Origin of the sequence: Blautia sp. BIOML-A1, assembly GCF_009883055.1 — a bacterium.
Classification (GTDB): domain Bacteria; phylum Bacillota; class Clostridia; order Lachnospirales; family Lachnospiraceae; genus Blautia_A.
Genome location: NZ_WWVR01000041.1, coordinates 1 through 21,714 on the forward strand (window position 1 = coordinate 1; position 21,714 = coordinate 21,714).

At 45.1% G+C, this 21,714-nt stretch carries 20 protein-coding genes and 1 riboswitch; of the genes, 5 read left to right on the top strand and 15 right to left on the bottom strand.

Annotated features, from left to right (window positions below):
* Positions 1 to 124: 124 nt before the first annotated feature.
* The 14 genes from GT674_RS14510 to GT674_RS14575 all read right to left on the bottom strand — a co-directional run bounded on the left by GT674_RS14510 (position 125) and on the right by GT674_RS14575 (position 15,820).
* Positions 125 to 1,183 carry a prolipoprotein diacylglyceryl transferase gene (locus GT674_RS14510; RefSeq protein ID WP_161286352.1) on the bottom strand — a complete coding sequence of 353 codons (1,059 nt, stop codon included), beginning with the start codon at positions 1,181 to 1,183 and terminating at the stop codon, positions 125 to 127.
* A 12-nt stretch (positions 1,184 to 1,195) separates the two neighbouring features.
* The gene (gene ychF / locus GT674_RS14515; protein WP_161286353.1) at positions 1,196 to 2,293 is read right to left on the bottom strand and encodes a redox-regulated ATPase YchF; all 1,098 of its coding nucleotides are present in this window, start codon (positions 2,291 to 2,293) and stop codon (positions 1,196 to 1,198) included.
* Between the two features lie 94 nt (positions 2,294 to 2,387).
* Positions 2,388 to 3,047, bottom strand: coding sequence for a thiamine diphosphokinase (locus GT674_RS14520; protein ID WP_161286354.1), 660 nt, complete (start codon positions 3,045 to 3,047; stop codon positions 2,388 to 2,390).
* 8 nt (positions 3,048 to 3,055) lie between these two features.
* Positions 3,056 to 3,730, bottom strand: coding sequence for a ribulose-phosphate 3-epimerase (rpe, locus tag GT674_RS14525; RefSeq protein WP_161286355.1), 675 nt, complete (start codon positions 3,728 to 3,730; stop codon positions 3,056 to 3,058).
* A complete protein-coding gene (gene rsgA / locus GT674_RS14530; RefSeq protein WP_161286356.1) occupies positions 3,731 to 4,609 on the bottom strand; it encodes a ribosome small subunit-dependent GTPase A in 879 nt (292 codons plus the stop codon). It abuts the gene before it with no gap.
* Positions 4,610 to 4,612: 3 nt separating this feature from the next.
* Entirely contained in the window at positions 4,613 to 6,811 is a 2,199-nt protein-coding gene (gene pknB / locus GT674_RS14535) for a Stk1 family PASTA domain-containing Ser/Thr kinase (protein ID WP_161286357.1), read from the bottom strand.
* Positions 6,805 to 7,551: a Stp1/IreP family PP2C-type Ser/Thr phosphatase gene (locus tag GT674_RS14540; RefSeq protein WP_161286358.1), complete on the bottom strand. Its 747-nt coding sequence runs from the start codon at positions 7,549 to 7,551 to the stop codon at positions 6,805 to 6,807. Before GT674_RS14540 ends, pknB begins: the two co-directional genes overlap by 7 nt.
* Position 7,552: 1 nt before the next feature.
* Positions 7,553 to 8,593, bottom strand: a complete 1,041-nt coding sequence (rlmN, locus tag GT674_RS14545; protein WP_161286359.1) for a 23S rRNA (adenine(2503)-C(2))-methyltransferase RlmN — start codon at positions 8,591 to 8,593, stop codon at positions 7,553 to 7,555.
* A 2-nt stretch (positions 8,594 to 8,595) separates the two neighbouring features.
* On the bottom strand, positions 8,596 to 9,948 hold the full coding sequence (gene rsmB, locus GT674_RS14550; protein WP_161286360.1) for a 16S rRNA (cytosine(967)-C(5))-methyltransferase RsmB: 1,353 nt from the start codon (positions 9,946 to 9,948) through the stop codon (positions 8,596 to 8,598).
* Positions 9,941 to 10,648: a zinc metallopeptidase gene (locus GT674_RS14555; protein ID WP_161286361.1), complete on the bottom strand. Its 708-nt coding sequence runs from the start codon at positions 10,646 to 10,648 to the stop codon at positions 9,941 to 9,943. Before GT674_RS14555 ends, rsmB begins: the two co-directional genes overlap by 8 nt.
* A gap of 4 nt (positions 10,649 to 10,652) precedes the next feature.
* The gene (fmt, locus tag GT674_RS14560) at positions 10,653 to 11,603 is read right to left on the bottom strand and encodes a methionyl-tRNA formyltransferase (RefSeq protein WP_161286362.1); all 951 of its coding nucleotides are present in this window, start codon (positions 11,601 to 11,603) and stop codon (positions 10,653 to 10,655) included.
* A 25-nt stretch (positions 11,604 to 11,628) separates the two neighbouring features.
* On the bottom strand, positions 11,629 to 12,111 hold the full coding sequence (gene def, locus GT674_RS14565) for a peptide deformylase (protein ID WP_161286363.1): 483 nt from the start codon (positions 12,109 to 12,111) through the stop codon (positions 11,629 to 11,631).
* A 17-nt stretch (positions 12,112 to 12,128) separates the two neighbouring features.
* Entirely contained in the window at positions 12,129 to 14,351 is a 2,223-nt protein-coding gene (gene priA, locus GT674_RS14570) for a replication restart helicase PriA (protein ID WP_161286364.1), read from the bottom strand.
* Positions 14,348 to 15,820 carry a UDP-N-acetylmuramoyl-L-alanyl-D-glutamate--2,6-diaminopimelate ligase gene (locus tag GT674_RS14575; RefSeq protein ID WP_161286365.1) on the bottom strand — a complete coding sequence of 491 codons (1,473 nt, stop codon included), beginning with the start codon at positions 15,818 to 15,820 and terminating at the stop codon, positions 14,348 to 14,350. The genes priA and GT674_RS14575 overlap by 4 nt, the downstream gene beginning before the upstream one ends.
* A 298-nt stretch (positions 15,821 to 16,118) precedes the next feature.
* A riboswitch (TPP riboswitch) is annotated at positions 16,119 to 16,226 on the top strand.
* Positions 16,227 to 16,342: 116 nt separating this feature from the next.
* Here GT674_RS14575 and thiW point away from each other — a divergent pair.
* Genes thiW through thiC form a run of 4 tightly spaced genes read left to right on the top strand, consistent with a single transcriptional unit; the run spans position 16,343 to position 19,864 of the window.
* Positions 16,343 to 16,852 (top strand): energy coupling factor transporter S component ThiW, encoded by a 510-nt coding sequence (gene thiW, locus GT674_RS14580; RefSeq protein WP_161286366.1) that lies wholly within the window; start codon positions 16,343 to 16,345, stop codon positions 16,850 to 16,852.
* Between the two features lie 3 nt (positions 16,853 to 16,855).
* Positions 16,856 to 17,662 carry a hydroxyethylthiazole kinase gene (locus GT674_RS14585; RefSeq protein ID WP_161286367.1) on the top strand — a complete coding sequence of 269 codons (807 nt, stop codon included), beginning with the start codon at positions 16,856 to 16,858 and terminating at the stop codon, positions 17,660 to 17,662.
* A gap of 27 nt (positions 17,663 to 17,689) precedes the next feature.
* Entirely contained in the window at positions 17,690 to 18,499 is an 810-nt protein-coding gene (thiD, locus tag GT674_RS14590) for a bifunctional hydroxymethylpyrimidine kinase/phosphomethylpyrimidine kinase (RefSeq protein WP_161286368.1), read from the top strand.
* Positions 18,500 to 18,553: 54 nt separating this feature from the next.
* Positions 18,554 to 19,864, top strand: coding sequence for a phosphomethylpyrimidine synthase ThiC (gene thiC / locus GT674_RS14595; RefSeq protein ID WP_161286369.1), 1,311 nt, complete (start codon positions 18,554 to 18,556; stop codon positions 19,862 to 19,864).
* A 6-nt stretch (positions 19,865 to 19,870) separates the two neighbouring features.
* On the opposite strand, the gene GT674_RS14600 is transcribed toward thiC, so the two are convergent.
* Positions 19,871 to 21,175 carry a DUF11 domain-containing protein gene (locus tag GT674_RS14600; RefSeq protein ID WP_161286370.1) on the bottom strand — a complete coding sequence of 435 codons (1,305 nt, stop codon included), beginning with the start codon at positions 21,173 to 21,175 and terminating at the stop codon, positions 19,871 to 19,873.
* Positions 21,176 to 21,639: 464 nt separating this feature from the next.
* On the opposite strand from GT674_RS14600, the gene GT674_RS18275 reads away from it, so the two are divergent.
* Positions 21,640 to 21,714, top strand: a 75-nt coding sequence (locus GT674_RS18275) for a helix-turn-helix domain-containing protein (protein ID WP_161286371.1), incomplete at its 3' end; no start/stop codon positions are given.

Genomic DNA, 21,714 nt, shown 5'->3' on the forward strand with positions numbered 1-21,714 from the left:
CCTCCTTTGATTTTGAGTTTGGCTTGCGACACCATTCTCATCATATCACAGGAGGCTTTATTTTGTTATCCTCACCGCTTCCGCCTACTCCATTCTCCCCAGCATAGCTGGGGGATTAGGCTTTTCATTTAGAATCTGAAATCGGTTTCTGTAATTCCTCGGATTTTTCAGGATTGGCTTCCTCTGATGGTTTCTCTTTTGCCTCTGCAAAAACTTCCCGAAACTCATCCCTGACATCTTCAAAGCTCTGCATATCTTCATAGCCTCGTGAGGATTTTTCTTCCTTTGCATAACGCTCTTCCAGCCGACGTCTGTGAATCTTTTCACGCTTCTTGGAAAGAATACGCCTTACAGTCGCAACGATGCTGAATATCACAAAAATCCCTGCTAAAACCGGCACAAAAACGGAAATCTCCGTTCCCGGAATACAGATTCTGTCCGTACACAGAAATTCAATTCCTGCTTTTCCCAACGCGTATCCGGCAAGATATCTCATAAAGATCTCTCCCTGAAATTTCTTCCGTTTCGTATAAATAAGAAGCACACACAGCAGAAAAAAGCACCACAGACTCTCATAAATGAACAGCGGATGCACCTGAACATAGGAAATATCTCCTATCTTCACTATATTTTCCTGCATTTCTGCCGTCAGCCTTGCACCGCTTAAAGTCTCTGCCGGAAGCTGCATAGCCAGAATGCTGTCTGTATATCTTCCTGTATACTCTCTGCTGAAAAAATTCCCCCACACTCCGATCATCTGACTGATGACCACACCAGGGATGATGGTATCTGCCATTCTTCCAAATGACAGCTTCCTGATCTTGCAGAAAACAGCCAAAGCTGCTATACCGCCAAGAAGTGCACCATACATGACCATTCCGCCCGTACGGATATCCCATAATGCCCGCTGAGGTTCTTTAGCAAAAATTTTCCAGTGCAGAGCTATATAACATACTCTGGCACTCACCGCGCCAAACACGACTCCCGGGATCAGTGCCTCCAGATAAAGATTCTGATCCTGGTTCTGTCTCTTTGCCTGCAGGATGATAAAGGAAAGCCCGGCAAGCATTCCGACTGCTATAAAAATCCCATATATGGTAATTTCAAACCCAAAAACCGAAACAGTTTTACCCACATATCCAAGGTTGATACCTAAATGTGGAAAACGAATCGACATATTCATAAAACACCTTCATTATACATTAAATCTGAATAAGATCACATCTCCATCCTGAACAATGTATTCTTTTCCTTCCATGCGGACAAGCCCCTTTTCTCTTGCTCCTGCATAGGAACCACAGTCAAGAAGATCTTTATAATTAACAACTTCTGCCTTGATAAATCCACGCTCAAAATCTGTATGGATCTTTCCGGCTGCCTGAGGAGCTTTTGTGCCAATCTTGATCGTCCATGCACGTGTCTCATCCTCACCTGAAGTCAGGAAGCTCATTAATCCAAGAAGACTGTAGCTTGCTCTTACAAGTTTCTCAAGACCGGATTCCTTAAGTCCCAGATCTTCCAGGAACATTTTTTTCTCATCATCATCCAGTTCGGAAATTTCTTCTTCGATCTCCGCACAGATTACAAATACTTCGCTCTTCTGCTCTGCTGCATATTTACGCACAGCCTGTACATATTCGTTGGACTCTCCGTCATCTGCCAGATCATCCTCGCTTACGTTTGCGGCATAGATCACCGGTTTCCAGGTCAGAAGATTATAGGTTCCCATCCAGCCTTCTTCATCCTCTGATTCCAGTTCCATTGTGATCGCCATCTGTCCGTCCTCGAGATGTGTCTTGACTTTCTGAAGGAAATCAAGTTCTTTGGCAGCTTCTTTGTCCATACGAGCGGTCTTGGTCACTTTTGCAATTCTTCTCTCCAGAATCTCAATATCTGAGAAGATAAGTTCCAGATTGATGGTTTCAATATCTCTGAGCGGATCAATGCTTCCATCCACATGGATGACATTCGGGTCCTCAAAGCAGCGCACTACATGAACGATGGCATCTACTTCACGGATGTTTGCAAGGAACTGGTTTCCAAGTCCCTCTCCTTTGGATGCTCCCTTTACAAGTCCTGCAATGTCAACAAATTCGATCACTGCCGGAGTGACCTTCTTTGAGTGGTAAAAATCTCCCAGAAGTTTCAGTCTTTCATCCGGTACCGTTACAACACCCACGTTCGGATCAATGGTACAGAACGGATAGTTTGCAGATTCTGCCCCTGCTTTTGTCAGGGAGTTAAACAATGTACTTTTACCTACGTTTGGCAGTCCCACGATTCCAAGTTTCATATCTCTATTTCTCCATTTCGTTATTATTGATTATATTTTCTGCTTCATTCTAGCACACACATTATAAAAAGTCTATCTGTAACTACGCTGTCTTTCAGTCTCTGGACATGATCATAAGCAGTGTGCCGGAATCAAATGTAACTTCTGCATTCGCCTCTCTGAATTCATTACTGACAGTCAGACCGCTGTCTTCTGTCCTAAGGCGGTAACCATCCAACGGATATTTGAATCCCTTAAGAGTCAGATTGCAGACCTCTCCTCCTATCGGAAAGAAAGAAATATATTTTCCAAACTGCTCTTCTTTTTTGAGAATCGTTCCATTCTCGATCAGGCACATATAATTATATTTATCTGCCAGAATAATCTGTGCGTTTTTTGATTTTCCCAGCATCAGAAGACCGAAATTTGCCATCAGATGGTCAATCCGGTTTCCGGTTGCGCCCAGGATCATAATCTTTCCGGCACCATGCTCTATCGCATAGTTCACCGCTGACTGCGTATCGGAGTCATCTTTTTCCGGCTTTAATCGGAGGATTTCCGTATTTGTGAGAGTTTCCATATATGCTTCGCCTTCTTTTGAAAGACTGTCAAAATCTCCCACTGCAATGTCCGGTTTCAGGTCTGTCCCCATAAAAAATTCCACACCTCTGTCCGCTGCAATGATACAGGTGTGTTCTGTTCTGTTTTTTTTCAAAAAATCGAGGGCAAAATCTTTTTGGATATTGCCCCCGCTTACGATGATCGTATCTTTCATCTCGTGCCTCAATTCAGTCTTTCGCTGATATTCTCAATTTTTTCCTGTATTCTCTGAACATTTGATGCAAGATCTCCATTAAATACATAGGAACCTGCCACAAGAAGATTTGCTCCAGCATCCATCACTGTCTCCAGAGTAGAATCGTTGATTCCACCATCCACCTGAATGTCTACATCCAGTTCTTCTTTGTCGATGATCTCCTTGAGCTCCTGGATCTTTTCTGTGCATTCCGGAATATATTTCTGTCCGCCAAACCCTGGCTGTACAGTCATGATCAGAACCATATCTATCTCATCCAGCAGATGACTGATGTCATTGACCGGAGTTGCCGGTTTGATGGACACGCCCACTTTGACACCTGCATCACGGATCAGTTCGATCGCACGCTCCAGATCCTCACAGGCCTCTGAATGTACCGTGATAGAATCTGCACCGCAGTCTACAAAATCCTGAATATATCGCTCCGGTGCACTTACCATAAGATGCACATCAAAAAACATTCTGGATTCTTTTCGGATAGAACGGATCACCGGCATTCCGAAAGAAATACTCGGCACAAAATCTCCATCCATAACATCAATATGGAGCCATTTCACTCCCTGTTTCTCCAGTATCTGAATCTGTTCGCCCAGACGGTTAAAATCCGCTGATAAAATAGACGGGCACAACTGATATTCCATTTAATATCTCCTTTTCTCTTTTAATTCTTCATATAAACTAAGATAATCTTCATATCGGATTCTACTGATCTCGCCCTCTTCAAGAGCTTCCTTTACTCTGCATCCTGGCTCATGAATATGCCTGCATCCCTGGAAACGGCACTGTTCATCATACCTTAAGAATTCCGGAAAATAATCCTTAAGCTCCTGCTCTTCCATATCGGTGAGATACAGCGAAGAAAATCCCGGAGTATCCATAAGAAATGTATTCTCCCCCACAGGGATCACCTGTGAATGACGGGTTGTATGTCTGCCTCTTTTAAGTTTCCTGCTGATCTCTCCTGTCTCCATCTGAACACCAGGCTGGAGAAGGTTCGTCAGGGAAGACTTGCCGACACCGGAAGGTCCTGCCACAACCGTAGTTTTTCCTTTAAGTATCTGGTGGATCTCTTCGATTCCTTCTTCCTTTAGTGCACTGGTAAGAAGTACCTGATATCCGCAGTTCTGATATGTCTGATAAAGTTCCTGTGTTTCCTTTTCTGAGGCAAGGTCCTTTTTGTTAAAGCATATGATTGCCGGGATACCTGCCTGCTCCATCATGATAAGGAAACGATCCAGAAGCATAAAATTCGGCTTTGGATCTTCCATCGCAAAAATCACAAATGCCTGATCCACATTGGCAACTGCCGGACGGATCAGGGAATTCTTACGGGGAAGAATCCTGATCAGATTCCCCCTCCGTTCTGCTTCATCCAATATTGTGATTTCTACATTATCACCAACCAGAGGTTTCTGGTTGTCCTTACGGAAAATACCCTTGGCTTTGCATTCATAAAGTGCATCATCTTCTCCGTAAACATAATAGAATCCTGCAATTCCCTTAATGATCTTTCCCTGCATGGATTACTCTGCCTTCTTGAAAGTCAGCGGATAAGATCCCAGCTGCTGGAAGTTTCCATTGATCAGCTCTGATACATATAAGGTTCCTTCACTTACACCCGGAACACCTGTGATATCCAGAGTATATGGGAAAGTAATTGCCTCTCCGTCAACCACTTTCGTTGAAGTAGTCTCACCATTTGCCTCCTGGATCAGTTCCAGACGAATTGCTCCGCCCTGATATCCATTCGGAGTATTCAAAGTCTGTGTACATTTCCATACTTCCCCATTTGCAGCTGCGGTATTCTGCTGAGCCGTATTGTCTGCTGCAGCCGTATCCGTTGTTGTGTCTGCTGCTGTTGTATCTGACGGTGCCTGGTCTCCACAGCTCACTACAATAGCCATTGGTTCATCCGGATCGCCATATGCAGTGTCATCATCCTCTGAAACTGCTGACGGATCCTGAGAAATAACCTGACCAGCCGGTACCTCTGCACTCTGCTGCTCTGTAACCTGGATATCCACCCATTTGCCAAGTGCTGTAAGTGCCTCATTCTTTGTCATTCCTACTACATTCGGAATCTGTGCAGTATCACCATGATCCAGACCACGACTGACAGTCAGTGTAACAGAGTCTCCTGCTGTCATGCTTGTGCCTGTTTCCGGAGATACGCTCATCACATATCCTGGTTCGACAAGCGGCCATCCGCTGTCATCAGCCTCACTATATTCTTTCTGTACAGTTACAGTAAGTCCCATATCCTCGAGAGTCTGCTGTGCATCCACACCTGTCTGACCTGAAAGTTCCGGAATTGTAATTTCCTGCTGTCCCTTGCTGATATGATATTTGATTGTTGTATACTGCTCTACCTTGGTTCCCGCCGGGATATCCTGAGAAGAAATTCTTCCCTTTTCCTGTGTGGAGTTCTCCTCTCCGATCATCTGTTTACCAAGTTTTTCTTCTTCCAGAAGTGCAGCAGCCTCATCCTCTGTCTTACCTACCAGATTCGGAACTGCTACCATTCCATCCTGGTCTGCTGAAGCAGTTTCCTGCTCTGTCTTCTGTGTATTTTCCGTTCCATTACTTCCTATGATACCCGATACCTTACCGATTACAAAAATTGCACCGACTAAAACTGCAGCTCCTGCCAGAAGGGCAACGATCGTAACTGCTGTGTTAGGACCTTTTTTCTTCTTGGCGGATTTTTTGCGTTTTGGAGCTTCCTCGTAATCATCATCGTCCTGGTCATAATCTGTATCATAGATTTCCTCTTCCAGATCATCTACTTCCGGCTTCTGTGAAGAGGTACGTGGAGTACTCTTGATTTCTCCCAGCTCTTCATCTGAAATAACAACTGTCTTAGCCTCATTATCTACTGAGGATAAAGTAACAAAATTACCCTGCGGATCGATCAGGGAATGCTTCAGATCGGCGATCACATCTTCCATTTTTTCGTAACGGCGCCCAACACTCTTCTGTGTACATTTCAGAATGATCTGCTCCAGACTGTATGGGAGATTTTCGGTATATACACTTGGCGGTACCATTTCTTCCTGAAGATGCTTGATTGCAATTGCAACTGTCGTATCTCCGTCAAAAGGAACTCTTCCTGTGACCATCTCATAAAGAGTGATACCAAGAGAATAGATGTCACTCTTCTCATCACTGTATCCGCCCCGGACCTGCTCAGGTGAACTGTAATGTACAGATCCCATCACATTGGAGCTGATCGTATTGGAAGAAGCCGCTCTTGCGATTCCAAAGTCTGTGACCTTTACCTTACCATCTGTAGAAATAATGATATTCTGAGGTTTCACATCACGATGAACAATTCCATGATTATGTGCAGCTTCCAGTCCCATGGACACCTGAATGGCAATACTTGTGGCTTCCTTGATGGAAAGCTTCCCTTTCTTGGCAATATACTCCTTAAGAGTGATTCCCTCGATCAGTTCCATAACGATGTAATAAACACCGCCATCATCTCCTACGTCAAATACATTGACAATATTCGGATGTGTAAGACCTGCTGCTGCCTGTGCTTCGCTGCGGAATTTACGGATAAACGTTGTATCCTCTCTGAATTCCGGCTTTAATACCTTTACCGCAACAAAGCGGTTAAGCTTATGATCTTTTGCTTTATAGACATCCGCCATTCCGCCGGTGCCTATTTTCCCTAAAATTTCATAACGTTCTGCTATGATTGTTCCTGTCTTTAACATTTTTCTACCTCATTCGTGAATGGTTCTACCAGTATCACTGCAATATTATCCTTACCACCATTCTGGTTGGCTTCTCTCAGAAGTCTTTCACCCTTCTGTGGCAGTTCCTCGTTCTGGTTCAGTATAATTTCCTCAATCTTGCTGTCCTCTACCATATTGCTCAGACCGTCGGAACACATAAGGATGGTACTGCCCGGTTCCATCTTAAGGTCAAAAAAGTCAATATCGACAGTTCTCTCCGCACCAAGTGCTCTCGTGATAATGTTTTTATCCGGATGATTTCTTGCCTCTTCCCGCTTGATCTCTCCGATTCTGATCATCTCTTCTACCAGTGAATGGTCTTTTGTAACCTGGCGAATCTTTCCCTGGATGATATACAGGCGGCTGTCACCAACATTTGCAACATACAGATAATGCCCTACAATCGTGGCCACTACCATAGTTGTTCCCATTCCGCGCAGTGCTTCATCTCTCCTGGCGGACTCAAGGATCTCTGTATTGGCGGTCTCAATGGCATGACGAATTACCTTGATAGGATTGAAATCTGCGTCTTTTTGAATCTCATCCACCAATGTCTGAACAGCATGAGAGGACGCGTAATCTCCTGCATTATGACCGCCCATGCCATCGGCAACAACGAACAGATTCTGGAGATTTCCTACCGGGGTCTCGGAAACAAACACATAATCCTGGTTCATTTTCCGCTTCTGTCCTACATCCGTAGCTGAATATACCCTCATGTCACTTCTCACTTTCTGTTTTTTCCATGTAACGTTTTCTTAACTGGCCACAGGCACCGTCAATATCGCTGCCCATTTCCCTTCTAATAGTACCATTTATTCCGTATTTTTCAAGATTTATTTTGAAATTCTCCACCGCCTGCCTGGTTGAACGCACGAAAGAACGCTCTCTTACAGGGTTTACCGGAATCAGGTTTACATGGCAGTTCAGTCCCTTAAGACGGTCTGCAAGCTCTTTTGCATCTTCTCTGCTGTCGTTTACACCTGCGACCAGACTGTACTCAAAAGTGATTCTTCTGCCGGTTTTGTTGAAATAGTTCCGGCAGGACTCCAGGAGTTCATCGATTGTATATTTGTTTGCGATCGGCATAAGTTCCCGCCGTTTTTCATCGTTTGGTGCATGAAGAGATACTGCCAGCGTCATCTGCAGTTTTTCTTCTGCAAGTTTATAGATCTGCGGCACCAGTCCACAGGTCGATACCGTGAGATTCCTCTGACTGATATGAATGCCTCCTTCTTCCGTGAGAATATGTATAAAGCGAAGGAGATTGTCATAATTATCCATCGGTTCGCCCGTTCCCATCACTACCACATTGGAAACTCTCTCACCAAGAGAATCCTGTATCCTGTATATCTGATCCAGCATTTCTGACGGAAGCAGGTTTCTTGTCAGACCTCCAATCGTGGAGGCACAGAACCTGCAGCCCATACGGCAGCCTGCCTGTGAAGAAATACAGACGGAATTGCCGTGTTTGTACTTCATAAGAACACTTTCAATCATATTTCCGTCGGACAGACGGAACAGATACTTTCTGGTACCGTCTATCTTTGATATCTGAACGTCCAGCGTCTCCAGTACTGTGATCGGATACTGCTCTAGCTTCTGTCGGAGACTTTTGGGAATATTTTCCATTTGATCATAAGAAGTAACCAGGTGCTCATGCAGCCAGCTGTATATCTGCTTTGCACGAAACGGCTTTTCGCCCAGCTCTGTCATAAGCCCTTTCAGTTCTTCAATCGTCATTGATTTTATATCTGTCATGTTTATTTCCTTCTGAATTTCGCCATAAAGAATCCATCCGTTCCATGAACACCCGGCAGCAGCTGCAGATATCCAAGGCTGGTCGTTTCGGATTTAAGCTCATCCGGAACAAACTCATCAATACTTTCAAGTTTAAATGGATGGTTATTCATAAACCACATCATATTTTCTTCGTTTTCTTCTTTGGCAACCGTACAGGTACTGAAGATCAGTACTCCTCTTGGTTTTACATATTCTGCAGCTTTATCCAGAATATTCCTCTGAAGAATCACCAGTTCTTCTTCCTTCTGTACAGTAGAGCGATACTTGATCTCCGGTTTCTTTCCGATCACTCCATATCCGGAGCATGGTACATCTGCAAGAACAATATCCGCCTTACATTCAGATTCCACATCGAATACCGTCGCATCCTGCACATGAGCCTGAACATTGATAGCTCCTGTACGGTGAATGTTTTCGTTGATAAGCTCCACCTTATACTGGCTGACATCACGTGCATCCACAGTACCAAAGCCTTCCATCTTATCTCCAAGATGAATGCTTTTGCCGCCCGGAGCCGCACACATATCGATGATGTAATCGCCCTTCTGCGGGTTTGCAATCTCTGAAACCAGCATGGAACTGACATCCTGTGCCACGATCTTTCCCTGAATAAACGCATCCAGTGCCAGAATATGATTGTATTCTGAGATTTTGAATGCATAAGGAAGATACGGTGCCGGCTCTACCTTAACCCCTTGATTTCTCAGACTTTCACAGGTCTCTTCCACCGAGTTGAGATATGTACGGCAGCGTACTGTCACCGGTTTTTCTTTCAGAAAATCTGCAAGCATCTTCTCCGTGATCTCCTCGCCGTAATCATTCAGCCAACGGAGAACCAACGGCTCCGGCATGGAATACCGGACTGAAAGATGTCGTACCAGATTTACCTTTCTTGACGGATACTCAAGCTCATCCTGCTGTCTCGCGATGGTTCGAAGCACCCCATTCACAAAAGGCTTCAGATTGTAAAAGCCTTTTTTCTGTGCGAGTTTCACTGCCTCATTGCATACGGCACTGTCCGGTACCCTGTCCATAAATCTCAGCTGATATACTGCACTTCTCAGGATTTCTCTGATCGGCGGTTTCATTTTGTCTACTGTGATCTTTGAAAAAGAATCTATAATATAGTCGATCAGGATCCTGTATTCCAGAGTCCCCTCACAGACTCTTGTAATAAAGGCACGTTCCTGCTTTGGAAGGAACTGATATTTGGAAAGTGCGTTTCGGATTGCAATATGACTGTGTTCTCCTTCTTCATTGATCTGAAGAAGAATCTCCAGTATCATTTCTCTTGTATTAATGCCGCTAGTCATCACGTCTTCCTCCTGCCAGTATGATAAGTCTCAGAAGCTGCAGGATTGATCCGGCTAAAGCTGCAACATATGTCATTGCAGCTGCTGTCAGCACGCTGCGGGCTCCCTTTGCCTCGTCTGATCCGAGAATTCCCGTACTCTGAAGCATTTTCAGAGCTCTTGAAGATGCATTGACCTCAACAGGAAGTGTTACAAGCTGAAACAAGACTGCCAGTGAAAACAATACGATTCCTGCCGTCACCAGCGGCTGGATCCCTGCAAAAAGTCCGATCAGAAATAATGGCCACGACAGGCTGCTTCCCAGATTCGCTGCCGGAACGATCGCACTTCGCATTTCAAGTGGGGCATAGTTGGTCGCATGCTGGATTGCATGTCCGCACTCATGTGCAGCAACTCCAACTGCTGCCAGCGAAGTCTGCCCGTAAATATCCTGTGAAAGATTCACTGTCTTCGTCCGGGGATCGTAATGGTCCGTCAGACTGCCCGCTATCGGCCTTACCTGTACATCTGTAATTCCGGCACTGTACAGAATCCTTCGGGCAGCTTCTTCACCAGTAAGTCCTGATGCACTTCTCACTCTTTTGTAACGTGCAAAGGTACTTTTTAGTTTTGCAGATGCCAGAAGCGACAAAAGCATACCAATTACAAGAAGAAGGTACGTCCAGTCAAATCCATAATATCCATAACCATATGTGTACATCTTATCACTCCTTATGATCTGTCAGTACTGTTCCGACCTCAACCTGATATCCTCGAAGGAACGCATCTGTTTCCATTCTCTTCTTTCCTTCAAGCTGTACTTCACAAAGAACCAGTACATCTTCGCCACAGGCTACATAAATTCCGGTTTTATCCACTGCAATGATTGTTCCCGGAACAGTTTTTCCACCATTTACTGTTTTTTCTACTGTGGATTTCCATACTTTAAGTGTCTTGCCATTGAGAAAAGTATATGCACTCGGCCACGGATTCAGTCCTCGTACCAGTCTTTCAAGTTCTGCTGCACTTTTTGAGAAATCCATAAGTCCCATTTTCTTATTGATCATCGCCGCATACGGTGTCGGACTCTCTTCCGGCTGTACCTCGTAGGAAGCTGTTCCATCTTCTATGGAAGGAAGTGTTTCAGTCAGAAGAGAAGCCCCTGCCTGTGCAAGCTTATCAAAAAGACTTCCACCTGTCTCCTCTTTATCAAGCGGAACAACCACTTTGGAAATCATATCACCGGTATCCAGGCCGGTTCCCATTCTCATGATCGTCACACCGGATTCCTTCTCACCATCGATCACCGCCTGCTGGATCGGAGCGGCTCCACGGTATTTTGGAAGCAGGGATGCATGGATATTGATACATCCGTATTTCGGCATATCCAGGATCTTCTTTGGAATGATCTGTCCAAATGCTGCCACAACAATGATGTCCGGAGCAATGTTTTCCAGAATCTCCACGAATTCCGGATCCCGGACCTTAAGCGGCTGATACACCGGTATATCATACTTCATTGCTTCTTCTTTCACCGGAGTCGGCATAAGTGTCTTGCCTCTTCCCTTCGGTTTGTCCGGCTGCGTTACAACTGCTGCAACCTCATATCCTGATCTTACAAGAGCCTCTAGTGGCGGCACGGCAAAATCAGGAGTTCCCATATAAACTATTTTCATAATATGCTCCTTTTTTCATCTGTCATTATTCGAAATCTTCATCCTCATCATAGCTGGTTCTGTGCAGATCTCCCTCTACAAGATCTGTATACATCTTTCCATCCAGATGGTCTATCTCATGGCAGAATGCTCTTGCAAGAAGTTCTGTTCCTTCATAGATTACTTCTTCCATATCCTCATTCATGGCTTTTACTTTGACATAATTCGGACGGGTCACCTGTCCTGCCATACCCGGAACGCTTAAGCATCCTTCATCTCCCGTCTGTTCTCCGGATGTTTCCAGAATTTCCGGATTGATCAGGACGATCGGGCCGTCTCCGATGTCAATAACTACAATCCTCTTGAGGATTCCGACCTGCGGTGCTGCAAGCCCTACTCCCATCGCTTCATACATGGTATCCAGCATATCGTCTACCAGTGTTACGATCTTTGGTGTAATTTCCTTTACCGGTTTGCTGATCTTTCTCAGCACCGGATCTCCATCTGTTCTGATTGTTCTGATTGCCATTTCTTTCTTCCTTTCTTTTATCCTGCGTAATCAAACTGTATATATAATTTCCGGAAGCCGGAATTTATTTCAATATATTTTTCTGCTTTGTCCTTAATATCCATGAGCACCTTCTCATCCTGATGCTTCAGATAAATAACCTTGTGATAAATATCATTAATCTTTCCAACAGAAGCACTGGCAGGACCGATCACATGGACTTTGTATTTTTCGCCGACCGTTCCGACAAATTTACCAAGATACTCCATCCCCTGGCTCAGAAGTTTCTCATCTTCTCCTGCTGCAAGGATCGACAGCATATGTGCTGCAGGCGGATAATCCATCAGAATCCGATAACTCATCTCCGCCTGATAAAAAGCCTCATAATCCTGTGTTGCTGCAGCCTGAATGCTGTAATGCTCCGGATGATAGGTCTGAATGACCGCCTCACCCGGCTTTCTTCCTCTTCCAGATCTTCCGACTGCCTGTGTCAGAAGCTGGAAAGTTCTCTCTGCACAGCGGTAATCTGACGCGTACAAGGAAAGATCTGCTGCCACTGCACCAACCAGTGTCACATCCGGAAAATCATGTCCTTTAACGATCATCTGGGTTCCCACCAGAATATCCGCCTCATGTGCGGCAAAAGAGGACAGTATCTTCTCATAGCTTCCTTTATTTCTCGTGGTATCATAGTCCATTCGAAGTACCTGTGCCTTCGGAAAAGTCTTATGAAGAACCTGTTCGATCTGCTGTGTTCCGGCCTTAAATCCACCAATGTAAGGCGAACCACAGGACGGACATTTCGCCACTGCCGGTCTCTCATAACCACAGTAATGACAGATCAGCTTCCCGTTATTGTGTTCTGTAAGTGACACATCACAATGCGGACATTTAAGGACTTCTCCACAGGAACGGCACGATACAAATCCCGCAAATCCTCTTCTGTTCAGAAATAATATCGACTGTTCGCCTCTTTCCAGACGCTTTTCGATAGAATCCTTAAGTTTCCGGCTCAGGATCGAGCGGTTTCCTGCCTTTAATTCTCCTCGAAGATCCACAACAGATACTTCCGGCAGCGGACGCTCCTCAAAACGTACGGTCAGTTTTGTAAGCAGATACTCCCCTGCTTCTGCCCTACAGTACGCTTCCAGAGACGGAGTTGCCGATCCCATGACCACACAGGCACCTTCCTGCACCGCCCTCTGCACTGCCACCTCTCGTGCATGATATCGCGGGCTGCTCTCACTCTTATAAGTCTGCTCATGTTCCTCATCAATTATGATAAGTCCCAGCCTGGAAAAAGGTGTAAAAAGTGCCGACCTCGGCCCTACCATGATCTGGATCTCGCCCTGCTTCGCCCTTCGAAACTGATCATAACGTTCTCCCAGGGACAGACGCGAGTTCAGCACAGATACTTTTTCGCCAAACCATCCATAAAATCGTCTGACTGTCTGATAGGTCAGCGAAATCTCCGGGATCAGCACAATAACCTGTCTGCCCTGTTCTACTACCTGCTCGATCAGTTTCATATAAACCTGGGTCTTACCACTTCCTGTAACACCATGAATAAGCACCGGCCGTGGTGATTCCCGCTTCCATTCTTCCTGTATCTGATCGAGAACCTTTTTTTGTGGTTCTGTAAGCTCAGACAGCTTCTCTCTTGGAATCGCTTCTCCTTTTACAGGGATACGATAAACCTCATCCTGCTGAATGCGGATCACGCCCTGCTCCACAAGCGGATTAAGCACAGACGAGGTCATTCCGAGGTTTTTGGCTGCTTCCGTGTAATCTAACTCCGGCTTCTCACAGAGAGCTCTCAGAATCCTGGCTCTCGCTTTACATCTGCTTTTTTCAAGCTTTTCTGCAAGTGCGATTGCTTCTTCCTCGTTTATGTTCAACAAAATGCGACGTTTTTCCTTTGACCTGACCTTCTCTCTGACCGGAAGTACGGTTTTGAGTGCCTGTGCCATTGTTGATCCATATCGTTCTTTCATCCAGGCAGCAAGCACGATCAGTTTTTCTTCTGTCGTCTCCTGGCTGCTGCTGATGCCCTTAAGCGGCTTGATCTTTGACGGATCCAATTCCGGCTCTTTGGAAAGCCCGATCACATATCCTTTGCGTTCATGGTTTCCGTTTCCAAAAGGAATCGTCACTACCATTCCCACCTGGATCTCATCCTCCATTTCCAAAGGAACGCGATACTGAAAACTACGATCGAGCTTCTCATGTGAAATATCTACAATGATATCTGCATACATCATTGATTTTTGTCCTGGTCCTCCTTGAGGATTTCTGCGATCAGAACCCTCTCATCCATAGGATACTTCTTTCCCTTGATCTCCTGGTAATCTTCATGTCCCTTGCCGGCAAGAACAATGATATCTCCCGGCTCTCCATGATGGATCGCATAGGCAATTGCCTCCTTACGGTCACAGATCTCCACATATTTACCGTTTGTTCTTGCTATTCCGGTCTTGATATCATCAATAATTGCCTGCGGTTCCTCAAATCTTGGATTGTCTGATGTGATGATCGTCAGATCTGCCATCTTTCCAGAAACCTCTCCCATCTCATAACGCCGGGATTTCGCACGGTTTCCTCCGCAGCCAAACAGACATACAAGTCTGTGCGGATGATACTCTCTTAGCGTTGTAAGAAGGCTTTCCAGTGCCATTGCGTTATGTGCATAGTCAATCATCAGCGTAAATTCATCGGATACTTTGATCATCTCTATACGACCTTTGACTCTGGCAACTTTGAGTGCTCTGATGATATTCTCCTGAGAAACTTTAAAATGACGGCAAATTGCAATTGCAGTCAGTGAATTATAGATACTGAATTTACCTGGAATGTCAATTTCCACTGGAAAATCCATAAGTCCCCTGACATGATAGGAGATTCCGAGATATCCCTTGCCTCCGATCATATGTGCATCTTCTGCACGAAGATCTGCTTCCGGTGAAAATCCATAGGTTTCCAGATCACAGGTATGTCCCTCAATAATTTTCTCAAAATGCTCATCGTCGCGGTTTACGATACCAACCTTACACTGGCGGAGAAGCATGGATTTGCAGGCAAGATAATGTGCAAAATCTCTGTGCTCATTCGGTCCGATATGATCTGGTTCAATATTTGTAAAGATACCATAGTCAAAAACAAAGCCCTGTGTTCTGTGAAGCATAAGTCCCTGTGAAGAAACTTCCATAACCACACAGTCACAGCCCGCATCTACCATCTTGCGGAAATATTTCTGGACAACAAAGGATTCCGGAGTTGTATTAGCGGCCGGAATCACCTCATCACCGATGATCGCTTCGATCGTTCCGATCAGACCAACCTTATAGCCGGCATTTTCGAGGATAGATTTGACCATATAAGTTGTTGTGGTCTTTCCTTTGGTTCCGGTAATTCCAATCGTCTTGAGTTTCTCTGCCGGATGTCCGAAATATGCTGCTGAGATAAACGCCATAGCATAACGTGTATCTTCTACTTTAATAACAGTGACATCCTGCGGTGCCTCTATATCCTCCTGAACCACAAGTGTCTTCGCACCCTTTGCGATTACATCCGGTACAAATTTATGTCCGTCCACAACTGCACCCTTGATGCAGATGAACAGAGAATTCTCAATGACCTTTCGGGAGTCATACTCTACCGTGCTGACTTCCTGTTCCACGCTGCCCTGACAGCAGCTATATTCCAATCTCTCTAATAATGATGAAACTTTCATATTTGATCCTCCTCACTTCGAGATTTAATCCATTATAGAATATCACAGGTTAGACCCTTTTTCAAATATGTCTTGTCATATATAGCAACAGGTTGTATAATAAATAATTGTTCACAGGTAATATCCCGCGAGGTGTTTTGCCATGAATATGGCAAAATCCCGAGACATACGGGGCAAAATGCTATCACCGAAGGTGATTTGGAATGCATTTTGACCAAGTTACTGTGAACAGAGTGCACAGTAACTATAATAATCTTGTATTTTTTAGCTGTGCAATAATCAACAGTTAATGTAATTCTATATGAAACAGGGGAGCTGGCTGAAGCTGGCTGAGAGGAAACTGGATGGTTTCGACCCTTAACCTGATTTGGATAATGCCAACGTAGGGAAATACTGACGATATTTTCAGGAGAATTCCCTCGGGATTTCTCCTTTTTTGTGCTGTTTTTCAGACCAGAAGTTTCATATAACAGGATACCTGATATTTACGGTATCTTCATCAAAACAAAGGAGGTCATCAAAATGTCCAGAAACAATACGCACGCTGTGCAGAAGCTGGCGGTTGCCGGTGTCCTGACTGCGGTTGCTGTTGTCGGCAGTTTCCTGAGTGTTCCGGTTGCTGGCAGTAAATGTGCACCCGTACAGCATATGGTCAATGTATTTGCTGCTGTTCTTCTTGGACCATGGTGGGGAATCGGCATCGCATTCTGTGCAAGCCTGATCCGTAATCTTCTCGGAATCGGAAGCATTCTTGCATTTCCGGGAAGTATGGTCGGGGCTCTTTGCTGCGGACTTATGTATCATTTTACCAGACGCCTGAGCCTTACCTGTACTGCCGAAGCACTCGGAACCGGGATCTTAGGCGGACTTGCCGCTTATCCGGTTGCCCGTTTTGCCATGGGAATCGCTCCTGCCGGCTTTACGGTATACATGATTCCGTTCTTTATCTCAACTCTGGCCGGCAGTATCCTTGCTTACCTGCTTCTTCGTATTTTTGAAAAAAGCCAGGTACTTGATTCTGTGATGAGGTAAGATATGAATAGAAATGAAATCCTGAATGCCCTCTTAAAAAAACATCCCAAGATCCACTGTCTGACCAATCCGGTCACTATGAATGATGTTGCAAATATTCTTCTTGCGGCCGGCGGAAGTGCTGTAATGGCCCAGGATGAACAGGAGGCTGCTGAGATCACTACCTTCTGTCAGGGAACCCTTCTTAATACCGGAGTTCCGGACGAAGGCAAAATAAGAGCGTGCATTCTTGCCGGAAAGCGAGCCAATCAGCTTGGTCATCCTGTCATCCTCGATCCGGTAGGTGCAGGTGGAAGCTCCTTTCGTCAACAGGAGCTGAAGAAGCTTCTGGAGCAGGTTCATCCATCTATAGTCCGCTGCAATCAGGAAGAAGCCGCTGTACTCTGTTCTTTCCATTCCGCAAAAGAAACTCATTTTTCACGCGGCGGTGTGGAAAGCAGTCTTCATATGGACTCACAAAATCTGGAGTCACTCGCAATGAAAGCCGCCCGACTTTATCGCTGCACCTTTTTTATCACGGGTGAAACAGATATTGTTTCAGACGGCACACAGACTCTTCTTCTAAGAGGCGGAGATTCCAGACTCTGCAGGATCACAGGCGGCGGATGTATGCTTTCTGCACTTTGTGCCCTGTTCTGCTGCAGTGGTGCTTCTGCTTTTGAAGCCGCTGCCACAGCCGGTCAGATCTGGAAGGAGATTTCGGAAGAAGCCGGTACACGTATCGATCAGAACGGCGGCGGCATCGGACAGTTCCATGCGCTGCTCATGGATGTGGCCGAGGAAAAAATCTATTTTGCAAACCGTTTATAAGCTTTTCAAATAAGGAGACAACTCTCTATGAAACTAAAAACTGTACTCACAATTGCCGGAAGCGACTCCAGCGGTGGTGCCGGAATTCAGGCTGATATCAAGGCAATCACCATGAATGGCGTATATGCTTCCAGTGTCATCACTGCACTGACGGCTCAGAATACCACCGGTGTATATGGAATCCAGGAAACACCGGCAGATTTTATTGCCGCCCAGATGGATGCGGTTTTTTCGGATATTTTCCCGGATGCAGTCAAAATCGGAATGCTTCCATCACCTGACGCCATGAAATGTGTTGCCTCCAGGCTCCGTCAGTATAAGCCTGCCCACATTGTCCTGGATCCCGTCATGGTATCTACCAGCGGACATCGTCTTATGGATCCGGAGGCAGAGATCACTCTCAAGGAGGAGCTCTTTCCTCTGGCAGAACTGATCACACCGAATATTCCGGAGGCAGAGGTTCTGACCGGTCTTCTCATAACGGATGACGCTTCCATGGAACGTGCCTGTTATGAACTTTACGCCAGATTTCATTGTGCCATTCTACTGAAGAGTGGTCACAGGAACGATCACGCAAACGATCTTCTTTATACCGGACAGAAGGCACTATGGATCCATGGAGAACGTATCGATAACCCTAATTCACACGGAACAGGATGCACGCTTTCCAGCACGATCGCTGCAAATCTCGCCAAGGGATACACTCTGGAAGATGCAGTAAAGAAAGCAAAGGAGTATCTCACAGAAGCACTTCGGATAAAACTGGATCTCGGAAAGGGTCACGGTCCGGTAGACCATACTCTTGGTGGTCAACATACTGCTTATTTTTATAACTGATAGTGCAAAATAATTACAAATTAATATAACATTATAGTATAACAGGAGGAAATTATGACTCAGTACACAACTCAGATGGATGCCGCAAGAAAAGGCATCGTAACACCACAGATCAAAACTGTTGCCGAGAAAGAACACATGCCGGTTGACAAGATGATGCAGCTCGTAGCAGAAGGTAAGGTTGCCATCTGTGCCAACAAACATCATACCTGTCTTGATCCGGAAGGTGTCGGAAGCATGCTCCGCACCAAGATCAATGTAAATCTCGGTGTATCCAGAGACTGCAAAGATTACAACATTGAAATGCAGAAGGTCATGAAAGCCGTAGATCTCGGTGCAGAAGCAATCATGGATCTTTCCAGTCACGGAAACACACAGCCATTCCGTCAGAAACTTACTCATGAATGTCCGGCAATGATCGGAACAGTTCCTGTCTATGACAGTGTCATTCATTATCAGAGAGACCTTTCTGAACTGACCGCAAAAGACTTTGTCGATGTTGTCAGACTTCATGCAGAAGATGGCGTTGACTTCGTTACTCTTCACTGTGGAATCACTCGCAAAACCATTGAGCAGATCAAGAAACATAAACGTAAAATGAACATTGTAAGCCGTGGAGGAAGCCTTGTATTTGCATGGATGAGCATGACTGGCGAAGAAAATCCATTCTACGAATACTTCGATGAGATCCTGGATATCTGCGAAGAGCATGACGTTACCATCTCACTCGGAGATGCCTGCCGTCCGGGCTGTCTGGCTGACGCTACTGATGTATGCCAGATTGAAGAGCTTGTCCGTCTTGGCGAGCTTACAAAACGTGCATGGGATCACAATGTGCAGGTTATGGTCGAAGGACCGGGACATGTTCCGCTTGATCAAGTTGCAGCAAATATGAAAGTTCAGCAGACCATCTGCATGGGTGCTCCTTTCTATGTACTTGGACCTCTCGTTACCGATATCGCACCTGGATATGATCACATCACAGCCGCGATCGGTGGTGCAGTCGCTGCCATGAACGGCGCTGCTTTCCTCTGCTATGTAACACCGGCAGAGCATCTGGCACTTCCAAATGTCGATGACGTCAAAAATGGTATCATTGCTTCCAAGATCGCAGCTCATGCAGCGGACATTGCCAAAGGTATCCCGCATGCACGTGATATCGATGACAAGATGGCAGATGCCCGCCGCGTTCTGGACTGGGATGCACAGTTTGAATGTGCACTTGATCCTGTAACTGCAAAAGCAATCCGTGATGACCGTCTTCCGGAAGATGATCACAGTGATACCTGCAGTATGTGCGGTAAATTCTGTGCTGTTCGAAGCATGAACAAAGCTCTTGCCGGAGAACATATCGATATTCTGTAATTTTATTTACTTCATCTGATTTCGCATCCGGCTGTACACCCAGCCAGCTGCCAGAAGAGAACCGGAGATCACCAGAAGCCACAACACAGGTTTCATGGGGTCTCCGGTTTTTGGATGTGTAGAAGCTGCCTTTCCCTTTGTTTCCGTATGCTGTGTGTTCTCATTCTCCTCCGGCACTTCTGTCGGTGCCTCTGCCTCCCTGAATACCTGAATTTCAGCTTTGGATCTTTCTGTTCTCTCTCCTGTTTCTGCTGTTGTTACAGTTACCTCATTTATAAGCTTCTGATCATCTATATCCTCCGGAAGAGTCACTATTGCCAGAAGTCCCACGGAATATCCCGGGTCGATCTTTTCAATTCTTGCTTTTGTCCTGTCTTTGTTCAAAGTAAGTCCCTCTCCTTCCAGAAATTTTACAGGGACATTTTTAAGCCGGAACTTTTCTGTTGTGACTACTGAATGCAGAGTTCTCTCTCCTGTATTTTGTATGCATATCTGAAAAACAATCTCATCTCCCGGTACAGCCCTTGTCCTGTCGGCCGTCTTTGTAACCCGGAAGTCTGCCTTTAATGGCAGGATTTCTGTTTCTCTGCTTTCTTCCACGGACAAAATCTGTTTTTCCCCATTTTGCTCGTACTCTGCTTTTCCCTCTATATTCAAGCTGAGTTTTCCTGACTGTGCTTCAGGGATCTGTACAGACAGATACACTTCTTTCTGCATTCCTGTCTCCAGAAAATCCAGTTTCAGTGTTTCTTCCTGTACCACTGCCCCTTCTGCCTTCTCCCAGATTCCTTTAAGCAATTTTTCAGAAAAAGATGCGCCAAGATGGATGTTATAAAGTGTACAGTTTCCTGTATTTTCTATTTTCACTGTATAAAGCAGTTCTTTTCCTGCCTTAATCTGCTCCTGTTCCGGATTTATCCACATCTTACAGCCTGGCAGAACGGTACTTTCCTCCTGATCCAGAAAATCCGGTGTCTCTGTCACATCTGGATTTACGGAATCATCCTTCTCCTCCGACACTGCCGGAGTTTCTTCCGTTTCTTCAGTTTCCTGTAATTCCTCTTCTTCTGCGGTTTCCAAAAGTACGCTTGCTTCCGGCAGTTCTACTTCATCTGATCCTGAAATTTCCTCATCTTTTATTTCAAAATCTTCTGAACTATTTCCTGTGCCCTGCTCTTCGTCCTGCACGGCTGTTGCTTCATATCCATAATTTCCTGCTTCTGCACCCTGGATCCTGTTTCCGCTTCCAATCAGAAGAGAGCATACTGTGGCCAACACCACACCTGTCGTTTTCCATATTCTATTTTTCATAAAAAACACACTCCTTTTTTATATTCATGCCAAAACACCTCGCGGAACAGTGTCTGCTGAATAGTTACCTTTTATCGTTCATATTCAGGAATATGTTCATACAGACATAGGCATCTCTCCTTTCTGCACGATTCAAAAATGGGATAAGTTCGTCGAATGACGATTAGAAAATCTCAAAAGGAATCTCCCAGAAACGGGAGTCCGACTTAATCAATGTAACATGTTTCCGGCAAATACACAAGATTATCCTGCAATTATAAAATTTATTTAACAAAGCTTAGCAAGAATTCTCCTACCTCTTCAGGTAGTGAGATGAATTGTGGAGCTGAGCATAAATGCTCAAAAGAATCTTGTAAATAAAAATAGAAAACACTTGTTCTGACGATGGGTTTGTATTATAATAAAAAGAACAAAATGTTCAAAAGTGATGATTGAAATCCTTTATCAACATATAGAAATAAGAGGTGAGGAAAATAAACCGGGCAGTAAAAATAAAAATCTATCCAAATGCAGAACAACGTGTGCAGATAGAAAAAACA

Bases quoted from the DNA above. Each gene is read 5' to 3' on its own strand.
- rpe (WP_161286355.1), bottom strand. From the start codon at position 3,730: ATGGAATATCAGTTGTGCCCGTCTATTTTATCAGCGGATTTTAACCGT.
- GT674_RS14575 (WP_161286365.1), bottom strand. From the start codon at position 15,820: ATGAAAGTTTCATCATTATTAGAGAGATTGGAATATAGCTGCTGTCAG.
- fmt (WP_161286362.1), bottom strand. From the start codon at position 11,603: ATGAAAATAGTTTATATGGGAACTCCTGATTTTGCCGTGCCGCCACTA.
- rsgA (WP_161286356.1), bottom strand. From the start codon at position 4,609: ATGCAGGGAAAGATCATTAAGGGAATTGCAGGATTCTATTATGTTTAC.
- ychF (WP_161286353.1), bottom strand. From the start codon at position 2,293: ATGAAACTTGGAATCGTGGGACTGCCAAACGTAGGTAAAAGTACATTG.
- priA (WP_161286364.1), bottom strand. From the start codon at position 14,351: ATGATGTATGCAGATATCATTGTAGATATTTCACATGAGAAGCTCGAT.
- GT674_RS14555 (WP_161286361.1), bottom strand. From the start codon at position 10,648: ATGTACACATATGGTTATGGATATTATGGATTTGACTGGACGTACCTT.
- rlmN (WP_161286359.1), bottom strand. From the start codon at position 8,593: ATGACAGATATAAAATCAATGACGATTGAAGAACTGAAAGGGCTTATG.
- rsmB (WP_161286360.1), bottom strand. From the start codon at position 9,948: ATGACTAGCGGCATTAATACAAGAGAAATGATACTGGAGATTCTTCTT.
- GT674_RS14510 (WP_161286352.1), bottom strand. From the start codon at position 1,183: ATGAATATGTCGATTCGTTTTCCACATTTAGGTATCAACCTTGGATAT.
- GT674_RS14600 (WP_161286370.1), bottom strand. From the start codon at position 21,175: ATGAAAAATAGAATATGGAAAACGACAGGTGTGGTGTTGGCCACAGTA.
- thiW (WP_161286366.1), top strand. From the start codon at position 16,343: ATGTCCAGAAACAATACGCACGCTGTGCAGAAGCTGGCGGTTGCCGGT.
- def (WP_161286363.1), bottom strand. From the start codon at position 12,111: ATGGCAATCAGAACAATCAGAACAGATGGAGATCCGGTGCTGAGAAAG.
- GT674_RS14585 (WP_161286367.1), top strand. From the start codon at position 16,856: ATGAATAGAAATGAAATCCTGAATGCCCTCTTAAAAAAACATCCCAAG.
- pknB (WP_161286357.1), bottom strand. From the start codon at position 6,811: ATGTTAAAGACAGGAACAATCATAGCAGAACGTTATGAAATTTTAGGG.
- thiC (WP_161286369.1), top strand. From the start codon at position 18,554: ATGACTCAGTACACAACTCAGATGGATGCCGCAAGAAAAGGCATCGTA.
- GT674_RS14520 (WP_161286354.1), bottom strand. From the start codon at position 3,047: ATGAAAGATACGATCATCGTAAGCGGGGGCAATATCCAAAAAGATTTT.
- GT674_RS14540 (WP_161286358.1), bottom strand. From the start codon at position 7,551: ATGAGGGTATATTCAGCTACGGATGTAGGACAGAAGCGGAAAATGAAC.
- thiD (WP_161286368.1), top strand. From the start codon at position 17,690: ATGAAACTAAAAACTGTACTCACAATTGCCGGAAGCGACTCCAGCGGT.